Origin of the sequence: Micromonospora sagamiensis (assembly GCF_014680085.1) — a bacterium.
Taxonomy (GTDB): domain Bacteria; phylum Actinomycetota; class Actinomycetes; order Mycobacteriales; family Micromonosporaceae; genus Micromonospora; species Micromonospora inyonensis.
In genome coordinates, this window is record NZ_AP023438.1 from 3716548 (window position 1) to 3731338 (window position 14791).

The following is a 14791-nucleotide window of genomic DNA, read 5'->3' on the forward strand; positions in this document are numbered from 1 at the left end:
TGCGCTGTCCACCGGGAATCAGTTGGTGACAGACCGCGGGACCGGGGCTAACCTCACTGTCGATATTGGTCGGTGCACAGTGGCATCGGCGGTGACGTGAGGTGAGGGTGGTTGATGTCCGTATCCACCTCAACCGCGCTCGGACCGGCGGACGCCGTACCGGATCCGCCGCGTCAGGTCGACGTCGTGATCGTCGGCGCGCGGTGTGCCGGCGCCCCGTTGGCCACCCTGCTGGCCCGGGCCGGGCGCACGGTGGCCCTGGTCGACCGGGCCGAACGGATCGGCAACACCCTCTCGTCGCACATCATGCAGGCCGACACGCTCCGCTTCCTGGACCGGCTCGGGGTCCTGCCGGACGTCCTCGCCACCGGCGCGCCGCCGTTCGTCGCGGCCGACACCCGGCTGGAGGACTTCCACGGGCTGCTCAGGTATCCCGGTGCCACGCACGGCCCGGGTGGCGGGATCTGCGTGCGCCGGCAGATGCTCGACCCGCTGCTGCTGGTCGCCGCCCGCCGGGCCGGGGTGCAACCGGTGCTCGGCGCCAAGGTGACCGACCTGCTGATCGGTGACGGCCGGGTGACCGGGGTGCGGCTGCGTACCGCATCCGGACCCGTGGAGATCGCCGCGAAGCTGGTGGTCGGGGCCGACGGCCGGCAGTCCACCGTCGCCCGCCTGGTCGGGGCCCGCCGGTACCACGTGGTGCCCGGGACGCGTGCCTACCACTGGAGTTACTTCGCCGACGCGACGCCTGCCGGGCCGCCGACGTTCGTCTTCCACCGCTGGGGCGACCAGTTCGTTCTCGGGGCGCCGACGGACAGCGGCCTCTACCTCGTCGGCACCGCGCACACCCTGCCCGTCGGCGGACCGGCCGGTCATCGCTGCACGGCCGAGGACTTCCTGGCCGACGCCACCTCCTGCCCACCCGTGGCGCAGGCCCTCGCCGGAGCCCAACGGGTCGCCGGGATCTTCGGCCTGACCGGGTTCGACGGGTACTTCCGGGACGGTGCCGGGCCCGGATGGGTGCTGATCGGCGACGCCGGCCACTTCAAGGACCCCGCCGCCGGTCGGGGCATCGGGGACGCGTTCCGTCAGGTCGACGCCCTCGCCGCCACCCTGCCCGGGGTGCTCGACGGGTCGGCGCGGGACCTCGACGGGGCCACCGCCGCCTTCGCCCGGTGGCGCGACCGGGAGTTCCTCGCCCACTACTGGGTCGGCTCGGACCTGGGCCGGTCCGGCGAGATCCCGACCTTCCTGCCGGAGATCGTCCGGCGGATGACGGACCGTGGCCGGGGAGCCGACCTGCTGGCCGTGCTCAGCCACGACGCACAACCGACCACGGTGCTCAGTCCCGGCCGGGCGGTCGGCGCGGTCGGCCGGCTGCTCGCCGGGGGCCGGGTGCCACGGCGCCGGGTACTCGCCGAGTTCGGTGCCGCCGTGGGCGACCAGTTCCGCCGGGCCCGCCTGGTCCGCCGTCCACGGCACGAAGCTGCCACCGCCCCGACGGTGGTCGCCGGGGCATCGACCGAAGGGTGCCGATGACCCGCTACGACGCCGTCGACGTGCCGGACGTCGACCTGAGTTTCAGCCGTACGGTGCCCTGCGCCATCGCCCACCGCAGGGCCCTCGGCGAGGTGTTCGTGGCCGACTCCGCACAGGTCGACCGGGACGAGTTCGTCTTCGCCGTGCAGGTCCCCCGGGCCCACAGCCTGTGGGGCGACCGGCGGATCGACTGCCACGACCCGTTCGCGATGGGCGAGGCGGCCCGCCAGTCCGTCTTCGTGCTGGTCCACACGTACCTGGGCATCCCCCGCGAGCAGCCGTTCACCCTGCGGAGTTTCACCCTGCGGGTGGTCGACCTCACCGCGTTCGCCGACGACCGGCGGACCCCGCCGGAGGGCCTGCTCCGGTACCGCACCCGCAACCGGACGGGGCTGTCCACCGGGGTCGGTGTGCTCACCCTGCGCGGTGAGCTGTTCCTGGCCGGTCGGCTCGCGATGGAGGTCGCCGCCGAGGTGGTGGGGATGCCGCCCGGGGACTACGAGGTGATGCGGGCGTTCCAGCGGGCCCGGCAGCCGGAGAGTGTGCCGGCAGCGCCGGTGCCGACGGTGCCGCCGGCACTGGTGGGCCGCTACGACGAGCGCAACGTCGTCATCGGTGCCCCGACCGACGCCGGGCCGGGCGAGGTGCGCTGCCGGCTGGTCCTCGACGAGGGGCACCCGTCGTTCTTCGACCACTCCTACGACCACCTGCCCGGCCCGGTGGCGGTCGAAGGGCTACGCCAGACGGCGGTGCTGGCGGCGACCAGGGCCGGTGCGCTGCCCCATCCGGTCAGCGTGGTGACCGGGTGCGACGTCGCGTTCGGCACGTTCGGCCAGCTCGACCATCCGCTGGAGTGTGTGGCCCGGGTCAGGGGCGTGACGGCCGACGGGGCCGTCGACGTGGCGGTCGCCATGCACCAGTTCGACGAGCAGCTCATCGACGGAACGATCACCCTCGTGTCCTGGCCGGTGGTCCGGTGACCGCCGGACGGTCGGCCGGTCCGGGGCCCGGTGACGGAGAGGCAGGTGGCGGTATGACGCCCACGGCGGCGGACGGCCCGACGGTCGCGGTGGTGGGCAGCGGAGCCAGCGGGCTCGCTGCCGCGTACCACCTGCACCGGCTCGGCCACCGGGTCGAGGTGATCGAGGCCGGTGAGGTGCCGGGTGGCCGGTTCGGAATCGACCGGCTCGGCGACCGGCCGGTGATGACCGGTGGCAAGAACATCGGCCGCCGGTACGAGCTGTTCCGGACGTTCACCGCGGCGATGGGTGAGCACCCGTACGTGCCCTTCGGGATCAACGCGTCCCGGGTCGAGGGCGGGAAGGTGCTGACCCTCGACAGCGACCGGCGGCTGCGCAGCTTCGCGCACTTCGCCCGGATGGGTTCCCCGCGCGACATGCTGCGGCTGGTCCGGCTGGCCCGCGCGATCCGCGCGGACCGGGCCAACGGCTACCTCGGCTCGCCGCTGTTCACCGAGCTCGCCCGGGCCAACGACCACGAACCGCTCAGCAAGCAGTTCGGTGCACGGGTGACCCGGGTGCTGCTGCGACCGATGGTCATCCGGAACAACGGGGCCGAGCCGGACGAGGTGTACCTGGGCACGTTCGGCACCAACCTGGCGATGCTGCTCGACACGTACGACCAGCTCGAGAACGGCATCGAGCCGGTGCTCGCCGCGTTCGCCGAACGGGTGCCCGTCCGGCTGGGCACCACCGTGGTGGCGCCGGTGGTGCGGGACGGTGACGTGGTGGGCCTGCGGCTGAGCGAGCGGGGCGGCCCGGTGCAGACCCGGGAGTACGCCGCTGTCGTCCTGGCCACCACCGCCCACGCCGCGGCGGACATCCTGCGCGGCGAGTTCCCGGCGTTGGCCAAGCGGCTCAGCGAACCGACGTACTTCCCGTCCACCGTGGTGCTGGTGGAGTACGACCGGCCGTTCTTCCGCACCGACGTGCGGGCCCTGGCGATGGACGACGGCCCCTGCACCAACGCCGGGTCCTACGGCATGGACGAACGGCACATCGTGCGGTACACGTTCAGCGGGCGGCAGGGCCGGGCGCGGGAGCTGACCGACGACCTGGTCGCCGCGTGGGTGGACGATGCGGAACGGCGGGTCAGCGGGCACCTCGGACTGACCCCGGGGCGCCGGGTCCGGTCCGTCGTCCGGCACTGGCCGGCCGCCTACTGCGGCTACGCGCCGTTCCATGGCGAGTTCCTGGCCGGCGTGCACCAGTTGGTCGGCGACGTGCCGAGCCTGGCGCTGGCGGGTGACTACCTGCGGGGGGTGTCGATCGAGGGCTGTTTCCGGTCCGGGCACGAGGCCGGCGCGCGGATCGCGGCGCGGCTCGCCGGCGGGCGGCCGTGACCCGACCGGCGGGGTCGGCTGTGGTGACCGGGGCCTCGTCGGGAATCGGCACCGCGCTGGCGCGCCGGCTGGCGGGGCAGGGCTACGACCTGCTGCTGGTCGCCCGACGCGCCGACCGGCTGGCGGCGCTGGCGACCGAGCTGCGCGAGACGTACCGGGTGGGTGTGGACGTCCGCCCGGTCGACCTCGCCGACCGGACGGCGCGTGACGCCCTGGCGACGGAGCTGGCCGGACGGGACATCGCCGTGCTCTGCGCCAACGCCGGCTTCTCCAGCTGCGGTCACCTCCGCGACCACGATCCGGCGCAGCTGGCCCGCGAGGTGGAGGTGAACGTCGTCGCGGTGCACCAGCTGGCCACCGCCGTCCTGCCGGGCATGCTGGCCCGCGACCGGGGTGGCATCCTGGTCACCGGCTCGACCGCTGGCGAGCAGCCGGTGCCGATGGCGGCGACCTACGGCGCGACCAAGGCGTTCCTCAACTCGTTCAGCCAGGCGTTGCACGAGGAGCTGCGGGGCACCGGGGTGCGCTGCACCCTGCTGGCACCCGGGCCGGTGCGCACCGAGCTGTACGACGTGGCCGGCGTGCCGGGCATCCGGAAGCACCGCTGGCTGCGCTGGCTGACTCCGGACCAGGTGGCGGCGGCGGGCCTGGCCGGCCTGGCCGCCAACCGGCGGGAGGTCGTCCCCGGGGTGGTGGCGAAGGCACAGGCGTGGTCCGGCCGGCACCTGCCCCGGTGGCTGCTCTTCCCGGCCATGCGCCGGTCGGTCCTGCCACTGCTCGTCCCGGGCGGCCGCCGGCCGGAGCCCCGGGACGGTGTCCTGTCCTGACCACACGGCCGCAGGGCCGGTGAGACGTCCCGGTTCTCCGGTGGCGGTCCGGTCGGTTCAGAGCAGGGGCGACATGTACAGGAGACGGTTGGGGGAACCGGTGCCCGGGTTGATCACGGCCGGGTTGGCGACGGTGGTCAGGTAGCTGGCCACCTGGGCGGGGGTCCACGTCGGGTTGTTGCTGAGCACCCGCGCGGCCATTCCGGCCACGTGGGGCGAGGCGTGGGACGTGCCGCTCCACGACGTGGTGGCCGTGTTCGACGTGTACGTGGCCGACAGGATGTTCACGCCGGGGGCGAAGATGTCCAGGCAGGTGCCCCAGTTGGAGAAGCTCGCCCGGGCGTCGTTCGACTGGGTCGCGCCGACGGTCAGGGCGGTCGGCACCGCACCCGGCGAGGTGTTGCAGGCGTTGGCGTTCGAGTTGCCGGCGGGCACCGTCACCGTGACGCCGTCGGCGACGAGATTGGCGACCGCCGTGTTCAGCGCGAGGGTCGGGCCGGTCGTCACCCCGACGTTCGCGACCGCCGGCGGGTCGCCGGGCACGTGGTGGGCGGTCACCCAGTTGATGCCGTTGATCACCGTCGAGACGGTGGTGCTGCCCGAGCAGCCGAAGACCTTGACCGCGATGAGGGCGACGTCCTTGGCCACCCCGTACGTCGTCCCGCCGACGGTGGCGGCCACGTGCGTGCCGTGGCCGGTGCAGTCGTTGGCGGGCAACGTGCCGTCGACCGCGTCGTACCCGTAGTACGCCTGGCCGCCGAACTCCTGGTGGCTGATGTGGATTCCGGTGTCGACGATGTACACCCGGGCGGGGTAGCCCTCGCTGACGTAGTTGTAGGTGGTGCTGAGCCCGAGGGGGACGTCGAGCCGGTCCAGGTTCCAGGGGGCGTTCGGCTGCATGGTGGCCGTCCGGACGGTCTGGTCGCGCTCGACGTGGGCCACCGCCGGGTGGGCGGCCATGCGGCGGGCGACCGCCTCCGACATCCGTACCGAGAAGCCGTTGAGAGCGTCTCCCCACACCCGGTCCGGCCGGACGCCGAACCGGCTGGTCACGTCGGCGGCGAGCCGGGAGGCAGCGGACTGGCGGGTGCCGGCCCGACCGCCGACCGCGCTGTCGGCCAGGACGACGACGTAGCTGTCGGGGACGGCGGTCGAGCCGGCGCCGAGGATCTCTCCGACGGGGCCCGGAACCCGGTCGGGTCGGGGGGCCGAGGTGGCCGGAGTGGCCAGGACGGCGGCAACCAGTGTGGTGGCGGCGAGGGCGGCCACGGCCGCCAGCCCAGGTCGACGGGATCGTACGGCGGTCACCCTGCGCGGGAAATCCATCTCCACGCCTCTTTCTGCTCAGGCCGGTCCGACACTCGCTCAGCGAGTGGGTGGGCCTCGGATGGTCCCCGGAATCTACCGAGGTGAACGGGCCCGAAGAACAGCCAACGCATCGGCGAACATCTTTTTGTCGCAGGGTGCCAGAGATCCGGCCCGGATGTATCAGAACGCCGTCTGGCGCATCGCGGGGGTGGTGTCCGGTCAGGGGGCCCGGTGCGGTGCGGGACGCTCGGAGCGGAAGGGCCACTCCTCGAAGGCCCGGCACCGGCCGTCGGGAGCGAAGTCGAGGATCCACAGGTCGCGGAAGTGCTGCGGGTCGGGCGGGCCGTAGCGCACCTCCAGTCGGACCACCGCCCGTGGGTCGTCGACCGCGACGACGTCGAAGTCCATCACGAACTCCTCGTCCGGGCCGGCACGTTCGGCGTCCCACAGGACGCGGAGGGCGTCGAGACCGCGATGCGGCGGCGCGAACGGCGTCATCCGGTACGTCGCGTCGGTGGTGAACAGCCCGTCGAGCTGGTTCGTGCCCGCGCTCCGCCACGCGCGCTCGTAGCGCCGGACCCAGGTCACCACGCTGGACTCGTCGATCACCGAAGCGCTCCTTCCACGGTGGCGCGGTCCGGGTGTGCGTACCCTTCTCATTTTCGATCCAGGATCGGCAGAGTGTTCGCATGGACGAGAAGTCACGCCCGCCGGCCCGGCCGGTGCTCTGGATGGTGGCGCTCGGTGCCGCCGCCGCGCTGGCCTACCTGGCGTTCCTGGGGTGGGACCGGGAGAAGGACCTGGACCCGGTGACGGGTTCCGAGACCGGGCCGTACGAGGCGTGGCAGGTCGTCGGGCTGGCCCTGGTGGTGGGAGTGCTGGCGTTCGTGGCGGGACGGAAGCACCAGGTCGTCGCGGCGCTGGTGGCGATCCCGGCCGCGCTCACCCTGGCGTTCGTCGGCACCGCCGTCACCGGTCCCGAGCCCGGCTTCTGGCCGATCGGCGCGGCGCTGGTGGCACTGGGATCGGCCGCCGGCACGGCGCTCGTGGCGCTGATCGGCCGGAGCGCCGCGAACCGCCGCCACGCCTGAGCCCGCAGGGACCGGGCCGGCACGCCGGATCGCCGGCTGCCCGGCGGTGACCATTCCGTCACCGCCGGGCGTGCCGGCGACCAGGCGCCCCGGACGGGTCAGCCGCGTCGGCGGCGCAGGCCGAGCAGCGTCGCGCCCATGAGGATCGCCCCCACACCGAGGGTGACCAGCGGCACCAGGGTCGAGCTGCTCGACACGCCGGTGACCGGCAGGTGCGTCTTGGTGGGTGTCGGCTGCACGGACGAGGTGGCCGTCGGGGTCGGAGTCGGCGGCTGCGTGGGCGTCGCCGTCGGCGTGGGTGTCGGCGTGGGTGTCGGCGGCTGGGTGGGCGTCGCGGTCGGGGTGGGTGTCGGCGGCTGCGTGGGAGTGACGGTCGGGGTGGGCGTCGGTGTGGGCTGTGCGGCCGCGCAGGTGTGCGAGACCACGAAGAAGTCGGCCATACCGGAGATGACGGCGGTCGCTTCCACCAGCGTGGAACCGGCCGGCACTCGGATCCACGCCTTGCTCGTCCCCATGTTGTTCACGATGGCGCCGCCGTCGTCGGGGATGGTGACGGTCAGCGGACCCTCCGGCGTGTCGAAGGTGGCCGTCACCGACTCGAAGACGCCGCTGGTCTCCGGGTTCCCGGGCAGGTTGAACACCCAGACGTCCTCGCCGGAGTAGGGCCCGCCGCCGAGGCTCGGGTTGCAGTCCTGCGGGAAGTCGGAAGCGTTCGAGGGCACGTTGCCCGGGTTGATATCGATCGTCGTCTGGGCTGCTGCGGGTGCTCCGGTCGAGAGCAGCAGCCCGGCCGCGATCGCCCCTACCGCGAGGGCGCGGCTCAGCTGTGTTCGCATCGTGTGTCTCCTGGGCGTGTCGAGAGTTCGTCGGGCGGTGCAGCAGGAACGCTACCGACGCTTATTCGACGATTTGCCACCTTGGTCGCCTTTAACCTCTTCTGGTGACCGACGACCGTTCCGCAGAGCCCCCGAACGCGTACGGCTACCGGACCGGCGTGCGCGTGCGGGGGAGACGACCTTCACCCTCCGGCGGACGGTGGGGAGACCGGGCAGGTCCTACAGTCGGAGGATGAGCCACCGGGACGACGTGTGCGCCTGGTTGCGGGAGCGCGGCACCGAGACGATCGCCCACCCGGGCGGCACCCTCTACGCCCATCTCTGCCGCGTCCACGACCTGCTGGGGACGTTCGGCCACGGCGGGGACGTCCGGCTGGCCGGTCTCACCCACGCCGCGTACGGCACGGACGGCTTCGATCTCGCCCTGCTCGATCCGTGCGACCGGGAGCCGTTACGGGCGCTCGTCGGCGCCGACGCCGAGCAGCTGGTCTACCTCTACGGGGCCTGTGACCGCCGCCGGAGTTGGCCGGACCTGGTCACGACGCGCCACCTCGTCGACCGGTTCACCGGCCGGGTCGAGACGCTGGCACCGGAACTGCTGCGTCCCTTCGTCGACCTCAGCATCGTCAACGAACTGGACGTCCTGGTGCACGATCCGACGGTGGCGCGGCGGTACGGCGACTACTTCCGATCCCTCTTCGCCACCTGGGCGCCGGTCGCCTCGTCCGGGGTGACCGCCGAGACCCGCCGCCTCCTCGCCCGTTCACCGTGAACCGCGCGCGACCGGGGCCGGTCCGCACAGGCGGACCGGCCCCGGTCGGGTACGGGTGTCAGGGCTTCCAGGAGCCCGCGGCCTCGAAGTTGTGCTGGTACTCGACGACGCCCTTCCGGTCGGCCACGTCGAAGACGACCGTGCCGCTGCGCTTGCTGCCGGTGCGCAGGTTCACCCCCGAGGAGAGCGGGGTGCCGCAGCCGGACAGCGCGCCCACCAGTCCGTTGGCGGTCTTCCCGTCCTGCGCCACCCACTCGAAGTAGAACGGGTTCACCGAGGCCGTGCCCTTGGTGACCCGCACCGTCACGTCGGCGATCAGGTACAGCCCCTCGTCCGGGTCGGGTGCGAAGGACCGGCAACCCTTGTTCGAGGTGGTGAACCGGGTGATCGTGATCTCGACGGTGCCCTCGTCGTCGGTGATCACCAGCGTGTCGCCGACCTTCATGTTGAAGGTCTCGCCGTCCTTCCCGCTGCTGCTCGGCTGCGGGACCGCGGTGGTCGGGGCAGCCGCGCCGAACGGCCGGTCGTCGGTCGGTTGGACCAGCGGGGCGGACGAGTTCCGCGGCGTGGACGCCCGGCCGAGGCCGGTGTCCCGGCTGGCGCTGTCGTCACTGGCCAGCGCGAGGACGACCCCACCGACGCAGCAGAGCAGGACGAGACCGACCACGACGAGGATCACGATCAGCGCGGTGCTCTTCCCGCCGGAGCCGGTCGACGGCGGCAGGGGCAGGCCGGGGTACGGCCCGGCGGGGCCGGGTGGGTAGGACCCCATCGGCGTCGGCCCCGGCGTATAGGGCACGCCGGAGGCGGCCGGGTAACCCGGTGCTCCCGGGTAGCCGGGCGCCCCGGAACTCGGTGGCGGATAGCCGGGCGCCCCCGAGGTCGGCGGCGGATAGCTGGGCCCTCCCGAGTGGGGTGGCGGGTAACCGGGGGCACCGGAGGTCGGTGGGTACTGCGCGTCGGGTGCCCCGCTGGTCGGATGCGGGGGCACCGGCGTGCTCTGCTCCGGCGGGTACCCGGGGTACGACGAGCCGGGGTGCGGCGGTGGCGACGAGGTGGGGTCCGGGTAGTACAGCGGATCGGGGTACGCGTACGGATCAGGGTCCGGCTGGTACGGATCCTGGGGCGGGCCCGGGAAAGGATCCTGCGGCGGGCCTGGGGGGTGACTCACGGTGCTCCCGGATGCAGAGGGTCAGGGCTCGACGTGCTCCCACGGGCGCGCCGACGCACCGAACCATCCTTCCCTGCCTCGCCTGAGCGGTCGTCGGCTGAACGGATCGTTCGTGCGGCCTGACCGACCCTGCCTGTCCGGGATTTTCGCCGTCGACTCGATCCTTCCATACCGGATCTCGCGTCTCGTCCGACCGGTGGTGGATCTTTTCTCCCGATCTGGGCCGTACCGTCGTCGCGTGCGGCACCGCACCGGCCGCCCGGCGGCATCGCGGTGAGGCCGCGCGGGGCGGCGGTAGCGCCGTGTCGGCCGTGCGAGGACGGCAGCAGCGCCGCACCTGCCGCGCGGGGCGGCAGCGCGTACCGGCCGTGCGGGGGCGCCTGCCGCGCGGGGCGGCAGCGCGTACCGGTCGTGCGGGGGCGCCGGACGCGCGGCAGTCGGCCCTGCGGCCGCACGGAGCCGAGAGCCGAGACGACGACCAGGAGGGACAGGCCATGCCCGGCATCGACGGCGACCTCGCCGACGAACTGATCGCGATGACCGACGAGGACCGCCGCCGGCAACCCGGCGCGTTGGACGGCGACCCGGCGACCCGGCTGGCGTACCGGGCGGTGACCACCCGCAACGCGGACCGACTCGGTGAGATCCTGGACCGTCACGGCTGGCCGGGGCGGAGCCTGGTCGGCCCGGAGGGGGCCCGTCGCGCCTGGCTCGTCGCCCAGCACGCCGACCGGCAGTTGGAGTTGCAGCGGCGTGCCCTGCGGCTGATGGAGTCGGCGGTGGCGGCCGGTGAGGCCGATCCGGCCCAGCTCGCCATGCTGCGGGACCGGGTGCTGGTCAACGAGGGCCGCCCGCAGATCTACGGCATGCAGATCGCCGATGTGGTCGACGGAGCGCCGGTGCCGTGGCCGTGCGAGGAGCCGGACCGCCTCGACGAGCGTCGGGCGGAGGTCGGGCTGGCTCCCTTCGCCGTGCACGTCGCCCAGCACGCTCCACACTGACCGGCGCGGGACGCGACCGGCTCCGGTCAGCGAAGCGGCAGTACGGCGGCGGTGCGGACCAGGCCGGCGTCCACGGTGAAGCGTCCGGTGATCACGCAGGGTGGGTCGGTGACCTTCTCCCGAGCCGCCTCGACCTTCGCCGGGGAGATCCGGGCAATCCAGGAACCGGAGTCCGGGTCGATTTCGACCGACGCGTCCTGGAAATCCAGGTAGGTGCCGACCACCGGGTGCCAGACCTTGTAGACGGTCTCCTTCGCACTGAAGATCAGCGCCGGCCAGGAGGTGCCGGCCGGCAGCCGTCCGCAGCGCTCCACCTCCTCCGGCCGGAGGATCAACCGGCGTACCCCGGCGTCGAGGATCTTGTGCTGCTCGGCGTCCATGCCGACCGACCGCACCTGGTCGGCGCGGGCCGCGGCGGCGGCGCAGTAGCCCCTCGTGTGGGTGATGGTGCCGACCACGTCCGTCGGCCAGACCGGGGACCGGTCGGCGGCCGACGGCACCGGCACCGGAGCGAGCCCGAGGGCGGCGAGGGCCCGCCGGGCGCACACCCGGCCGGCGGTGAAGTCGCGCCGTCGGCTCTCCACCGCGCGTTCGCCGAGACAGGCCTGCTCGGCGGCGAGCAACTCGCCGGTGAAGTCCGCCGGCCCCGCCACGACCACGGCGACCGGCGGTGGCAGCAGGTCACGCATCGGGCTCCCCTTTCCGGTACGACCGCAGCCGGGTCACGTCGACGTCGAGCCGGTCCCACCGTACCGGCGGCGACCCGGGCCGGACATCGACGCCGGCTCGTGGCCGTTTTGCTCCCGGGTGCCGGTCACCTCCCCGGGGTGGCCACCCACCGGAGAGAGCCGCCCGGCGGCCCGCCGGCATCGGCCTGGCGGGTGTCGCCCTGGCCGTTGTCGGCCTGGCGGGTGCCGCCCTGGCCGTTGTCGGCCTGGCGGGTGTCGGTCCGGCCAGCCGGGCGGCGACGGTGTGTGCGTCGACGCCCGGCGGCCGGTCCGACAGGTGCCGGTGCGTCAGAACGCGTGGGTCACCGTGATCAGGATGTTCGAGCAGGAGTTCGCGTGGTTGGTGAGCGCGCTCTTCTCGGCGGTGTCGACGGTCAGCCGCCAGCGGGTCTTCACCGCGGCCCACTCGGCGACGTACCGGCACCGCTCGTGGGTCGGCATCCAGGTCGTCGGGTCCTGGTCGCCCTTGGCCTGGTTGACGTTGTCGGTGACGGCGACCAGCGAGCGGACGTCGCCCAGGTCGTTGGCGAAGGACTGGCGGCGGGAGGTGGTCCAGTTCCGCGCACCGGAGTCCCACGCCTCGGCGAGCGCCACCACGTGGTCGATGTCCAGGTCGGACGGGACGGTCCAGTAGGTGGCGTCGTAGTAGGAGTACCACCGGCCGCCGGAGAGGGTGCACCCGGAACCGACGGACGGACGGGTGGTCGCCTCGGCGATCAGCACCTCGTACCGGGTGTTGCAGCTGTCGCCGTCGGCGTCGATCCAGTGCGGGAAGAGGTCCCGCGAATAGCCGGTACGGTTCTCGCTGGCCACCGGCAGGTCGGCGATGAGGGTGCGCAGCGGCACCGACACGGTGGCCGCCTGGGCGGGGGCGGTGAAGCCGAGGGAGGCGACGGTGACGGCGGCGAGCAGGCCGCCGACCCAACGAAGGGCACGACTCATGACATCTCCATCCGATCGCGGTATTGCCGTCATTTGACGTGTCGGAGATGCCGACGGCTCCCCGACCGCGTGAACTGATAGAGAAATTTATCGATACCTTGCCCAAAGGTCGATAGAGGTGTGGCGATGGTGGGTGGCTGGGAGCGGTCCCGGCGTCCCTGCGGGAACGCGGACCGTTATATGCCGGATGTAAACTATTTGCCGGGCGGGGCGTGGGACGGGAATCTGAACCGGATGCACCCGTTGTGTCGGCGAACCAGACGTGGTTAAGCTCTCTCTTGCGCGCCCCAATCGCCCGCTTCCCCCGTGGCAGGCGATAGGGGCGCGTCTCTCTGTGTCCGCATCGCGGCACCCGCTCGCCGTGCCCACTCCTCCGCATGCGCCGCGCGCGCTCGCCTTGGTGGTAGCAAGGGCCCCCTGCAGGTGTTTTTTGTACTGCAAGGGCCCCCTGCTACCACCTCGGGGCAGCGGTGATCAGATCCAGCGACCGTCCAGCCACATCCGGGCCGACCAGTCGGCGTAGGGGAGCAGTGTGCCTACGAAGATCGGGTGGAAGTACGCGAAACAGACTGCCACCAGCAGCACGTACCCTCCCACGACGACACCACCGAACAGCCGCCGGTCGTACGCCTCCTGCGCGGCGGCCGAACCCGGTGGAGCCGGCGCTCGCGCCTCGGCCGGCGAGATGATCGCCCCGAGCACGTAGACGACCGCCAGCACCAGGAAGGGTAGGGCCGGCGCGGCGTAGAACGAGAACATCACCCGTCCGTCGAGGGCGAACCAGAACCAGGGCAGCAGGCCGCCCGCCGCGCCGAGCAGGATCGCCCCGGCCCGCCAGTCCCGCCGGGCGATGCCCAGCCAGACCACGGCGGCCAGCGCCGGCAGGAACGACCACCAGAGCAGCGGGGTGCCGAGCAGCAGGATCTCGCTGGCGCAACTCGGCGCGCCGCAGTTGCCCTCGCCCGACCAGTGGAAGGCCACCGGACGGCCGAGCAGCAGCCACTGCCACGGCCAGGACTGGTACTTGTGCGGGGTGCTCAGCCCGGTGTGGAAGTCGAACGCGGCCCGGTGGTACGTGTAGAGGTTCTGCAACGCGCCGAGGACCGGGGTGTCGCTCAGCCCGGGGGTGTTCGGGTAGCGCGCCAGGGTGCGGTAGTAACCGTCGTCGGAGAGGAACCAGCCCGTCCAGGTGGCGAGGTACGCGAGGACCATCACCACCCCGGCGAGCACCAGCCAGGGCAACTCGTCGAGGAGGGCGTCCCGCCACGGGCGGCGGACCCCCGCCGACCGTCGGACCCCGACCTCCCACAGGACCACCATGAGCGCGAAGACGGGTACGAAGTAGAGGGCGCTCCACTTGACCCCGACGGCGCACCCCATCAGCACCCCGGTAGCCAGCCGCCACCAGGGGACGGTGAACGGCGGTCGGCCGGCGCGGCCGGGGCGGGAGGGGTCGAGACCGGCGTCGAGCGCGGTGGCCCACCGCCGCCGTCGCGCGTCCCGGTCGAGCACCAGCGCCCCGAACGCGGCGAGCACGAAGAAGAGCAGGAAGATGTCGAGCAGGGCGGTGCGGGAGAGCACCAGGTGGAAGCCGTCCAGGGCGAGCAGCAGGCCGGCGGCGCAGCCGAGCGCGGTGGACCGGAACATCCGGCGGCCGATCCGGACGAGCAGCAGGACGGAGAGCGTGCCGACGACGGCGGCGGAGATCCGCCAGCCGAACTCGGGGGTGGTGGTCATCAGGTGGCCCGGAACCGAGATGTTGTGCTCGGTGTCCTGGTAACCGAAGGCCCACTCACCGAGCCCGATCAGCCACTTGCCCAGCGGCGGGTGGACCACGTACGACGGGGCGTTGTCCTTGAAGTTCCACTCGACCCCGTGTTCGACGAGGCCCCAGCCGTCCCGCGCGTAGTAGATCTCGTCGAAGATCTTTCCCTTGATGTCGCCGAGCCCGACCAGCCGCAGGATCGCGGCGATCGCCACCACCACGGCCGTGGCGAGCCAGGAACGCCCGTCCAGCCGGTTGTCGACCGTGGCCAGACGGCGGCGGACGACCTCGGGCAGCCGGCCACCCCCGGCGTCGCCGGGCGGGACGGCTGCGGACCGCATGGCGGAGTCGTCGCTCCGCTCCACCGGGCCGCTCTCCGGCTGACCTTCGCTCGCGCTCTGCGCTGTCGACGCCTGGGTCACCACGGAATCGTAGGCCGCCCGGGTGCC

General features: G+C 72.8%; 14 protein-coding genes. 7 read left to right on the forward strand and 7 right to left on the reverse strand.

Features of this window, described 5'->3' with window-relative positions; genetic code table 11:
• Positions 1 to 114: 114 nt before the first annotated feature.
• Genes IGA62_RS16430 through IGA62_RS16445 form a run of 4 tightly spaced genes read left to right on the forward strand, consistent with a single transcriptional unit; the run spans position 115 to position 4728 of the window.
• Positions 115 to 1539 carry an NAD(P)/FAD-dependent oxidoreductase gene (locus IGA62_RS16430; RefSeq protein ID WP_145820186.1) on the forward strand — a complete coding sequence of 475 codons (1425 nt, stop codon included), beginning with the start codon at positions 115 to 117 and terminating at the stop codon, positions 1537 to 1539.
• A complete protein-coding gene (locus IGA62_RS16435; protein WP_145820184.1) occupies positions 1536 to 2519 on the forward strand; it encodes an AfsA-related hotdog domain-containing protein in 984 nt (327 codons plus the stop codon). The genes IGA62_RS16430 and IGA62_RS16435 overlap by 4 nt, the downstream gene beginning before the upstream one ends.
• 53 nt (positions 2520 to 2572) lie before the next feature.
• The gene (locus IGA62_RS16440; protein ID WP_145820182.1) at positions 2573 to 3901 is read left to right on the forward strand and encodes a protoporphyrinogen/coproporphyrinogen oxidase; all 1329 of its coding nucleotides are present in this window, start codon (positions 2573 to 2575) and stop codon (positions 3899 to 3901) included.
• A 23-nt stretch (positions 3902 to 3924) separates the two neighbouring features.
• Positions 3925 to 4728: an SDR family NAD(P)-dependent oxidoreductase gene (locus IGA62_RS16445; protein WP_222433333.1), complete on the forward strand. Its 804-nt coding sequence runs from the start codon at positions 3925 to 3927 to the stop codon at positions 4726 to 4728.
• Positions 4729 to 4785: 57 nt separating this feature from the next.
• Here the strand turns inward: IGA62_RS16445 and IGA62_RS16450 are convergent, their stop codons facing one another.
• Both IGA62_RS16450 and IGA62_RS16455 read right to left on the reverse strand, forming a co-directional pair.
• The gene (locus IGA62_RS16450; RefSeq protein WP_232624668.1) at positions 4786 to 6036 is read right to left on the reverse strand and encodes a S8 family peptidase; all 1251 of its coding nucleotides are present in this window, start codon (positions 6034 to 6036) and stop codon (positions 4786 to 4788) included.
• 219 nt (positions 6037 to 6255) lie between these two features.
• Positions 6256 to 6645 carry a nuclear transport factor 2 family protein gene (locus tag IGA62_RS16455; protein ID WP_232624669.1) on the reverse strand — a complete coding sequence of 130 codons (390 nt, stop codon included), beginning with the start codon at positions 6643 to 6645 and terminating at the stop codon, positions 6256 to 6258.
• 80 nt (positions 6646 to 6725) lie between these two features.
• Between IGA62_RS16455 and IGA62_RS16460 the strand changes: the two genes are divergently transcribed.
• A complete protein-coding gene (locus IGA62_RS16460; RefSeq protein ID WP_145820176.1) occupies positions 6726 to 7127 on the forward strand; it encodes a hypothetical protein in 402 nt (133 codons plus the stop codon).
• Positions 7128 to 7225: 98 nt separating this feature from the next.
• Here IGA62_RS16460 and IGA62_RS16465 read toward each other — a convergent pair whose 3' ends face one another.
• On the reverse strand, positions 7226 to 7963 hold the full coding sequence (locus IGA62_RS16465; protein ID WP_186500041.1) for an LPXTG cell wall anchor domain-containing protein: 738 nt from the start codon (positions 7961 to 7963) through the stop codon (positions 7226 to 7228).
• 232 nt (positions 7964 to 8195) lie between these two features.
• Here IGA62_RS16465 and IGA62_RS16470 point away from each other — a divergent pair, with 232 nt between their 5' ends.
• Positions 8196 to 8735: a DUF6817 domain-containing protein gene (locus tag IGA62_RS16470; protein ID WP_145820174.1), complete on the forward strand. Its 540-nt coding sequence runs from the start codon at positions 8196 to 8198 to the stop codon at positions 8733 to 8735.
• A gap of 58 nt (positions 8736 to 8793) precedes the next feature.
• Here IGA62_RS16470 and IGA62_RS16475 read toward each other — a convergent pair whose 3' ends face one another.
• Positions 8794 to 9507: a DUF4352 domain-containing protein gene (locus IGA62_RS16475; protein WP_232625090.1), complete on the reverse strand. Its 714-nt coding sequence runs from the start codon at positions 9505 to 9507 to the stop codon at positions 8794 to 8796.
• 893 nt (positions 9508 to 10400) lie between these two features.
• Between IGA62_RS16475 and IGA62_RS16480 the strand changes: the two genes are divergently transcribed.
• Positions 10401 to 10907, forward strand: a complete 507-nt coding sequence (locus IGA62_RS16480) for a DUF6624 domain-containing protein (protein ID WP_145820171.1) — start codon at positions 10401 to 10403, stop codon at positions 10905 to 10907.
• Between the two features lie 26 nt (positions 10908 to 10933).
• Here the strand turns inward: IGA62_RS16480 and IGA62_RS16485 are convergent, their stop codons facing one another.
• From IGA62_RS16485 to IGA62_RS16495, 3 genes are all read right to left on the reverse strand, one after another.
• The gene (locus IGA62_RS16485) at positions 10934 to 11596 is read right to left on the reverse strand and encodes a 4'-phosphopantetheinyl transferase family protein (RefSeq protein ID WP_145820169.1); all 663 of its coding nucleotides are present in this window, start codon (positions 11594 to 11596) and stop codon (positions 10934 to 10936) included.
• Positions 11597 to 11923: 327 nt separating this feature from the next.
• Positions 11924 to 12577, reverse strand: a complete 654-nt coding sequence (locus IGA62_RS16490; RefSeq protein ID WP_145820167.1) for an HNH endonuclease family protein — start codon at positions 12575 to 12577, stop codon at positions 11924 to 11926.
• A 474-nt stretch (positions 12578 to 13051) separates the two neighbouring features.
• Positions 13052 to 14764 (reverse strand): dolichyl-phosphate-mannose--protein mannosyltransferase, encoded by a 1713-nt coding sequence (locus tag IGA62_RS16495; RefSeq protein WP_377465532.1) that lies wholly within the window; start codon positions 14762 to 14764, stop codon positions 13052 to 13054.
• Positions 14765 to 14791 lie beyond the last annotated feature (27 nt).

Coding starts and splice junctions, on each gene's coding strand:
- IGA62_RS16430 (WP_145820186.1), top strand. CDS start 115: ATGTCCGTATCCACCTCAACCGCGCTCGGACCGGCGGACGCCGTACCG.
- IGA62_RS16435 (WP_145820184.1), top strand. CDS start 1,536: ATGACCCGCTACGACGCCGTCGACGTGCCGGACGTCGACCTGAGTTTC.
- IGA62_RS16440 (WP_145820182.1), top strand. CDS start 2,573: ATGACGCCCACGGCGGCGGACGGCCCGACGGTCGCGGTGGTGGGCAGC.
- IGA62_RS16460 (WP_145820176.1), top strand. CDS start 6,726: ATGGACGAGAAGTCACGCCCGCCGGCCCGGCCGGTGCTCTGGATGGTG.
- IGA62_RS16465 (WP_186500041.1), bottom strand. CDS start 7,963: ATGCGAACACAGCTGAGCCGCGCCCTCGCGGTAGGGGCGATCGCGGCC.
- IGA62_RS16470 (WP_145820174.1), top strand. CDS start 8,196: ATGAGCCACCGGGACGACGTGTGCGCCTGGTTGCGGGAGCGCGGCACC.
- IGA62_RS16475 (WP_232625090.1), bottom strand. CDS start 9,507: ATGGGGTCCTACCCACCCGGCCCCGCCGGGCCGTACCCCGGCCTGCCC.
- IGA62_RS16480 (WP_145820171.1), top strand. CDS start 10,401: ATGCCCGGCATCGACGGCGACCTCGCCGACGAACTGATCGCGATGACC.
- IGA62_RS16485 (WP_145820169.1), bottom strand. CDS start 11,596: ATGCGTGACCTGCTGCCACCGCCGGTCGCCGTGGTCGTGGCGGGGCCG.
- IGA62_RS16490 (WP_145820167.1), bottom strand. CDS start 12,577: ATGAGTCGTGCCCTTCGTTGGGTCGGCGGCCTGCTCGCCGCCGTCACC.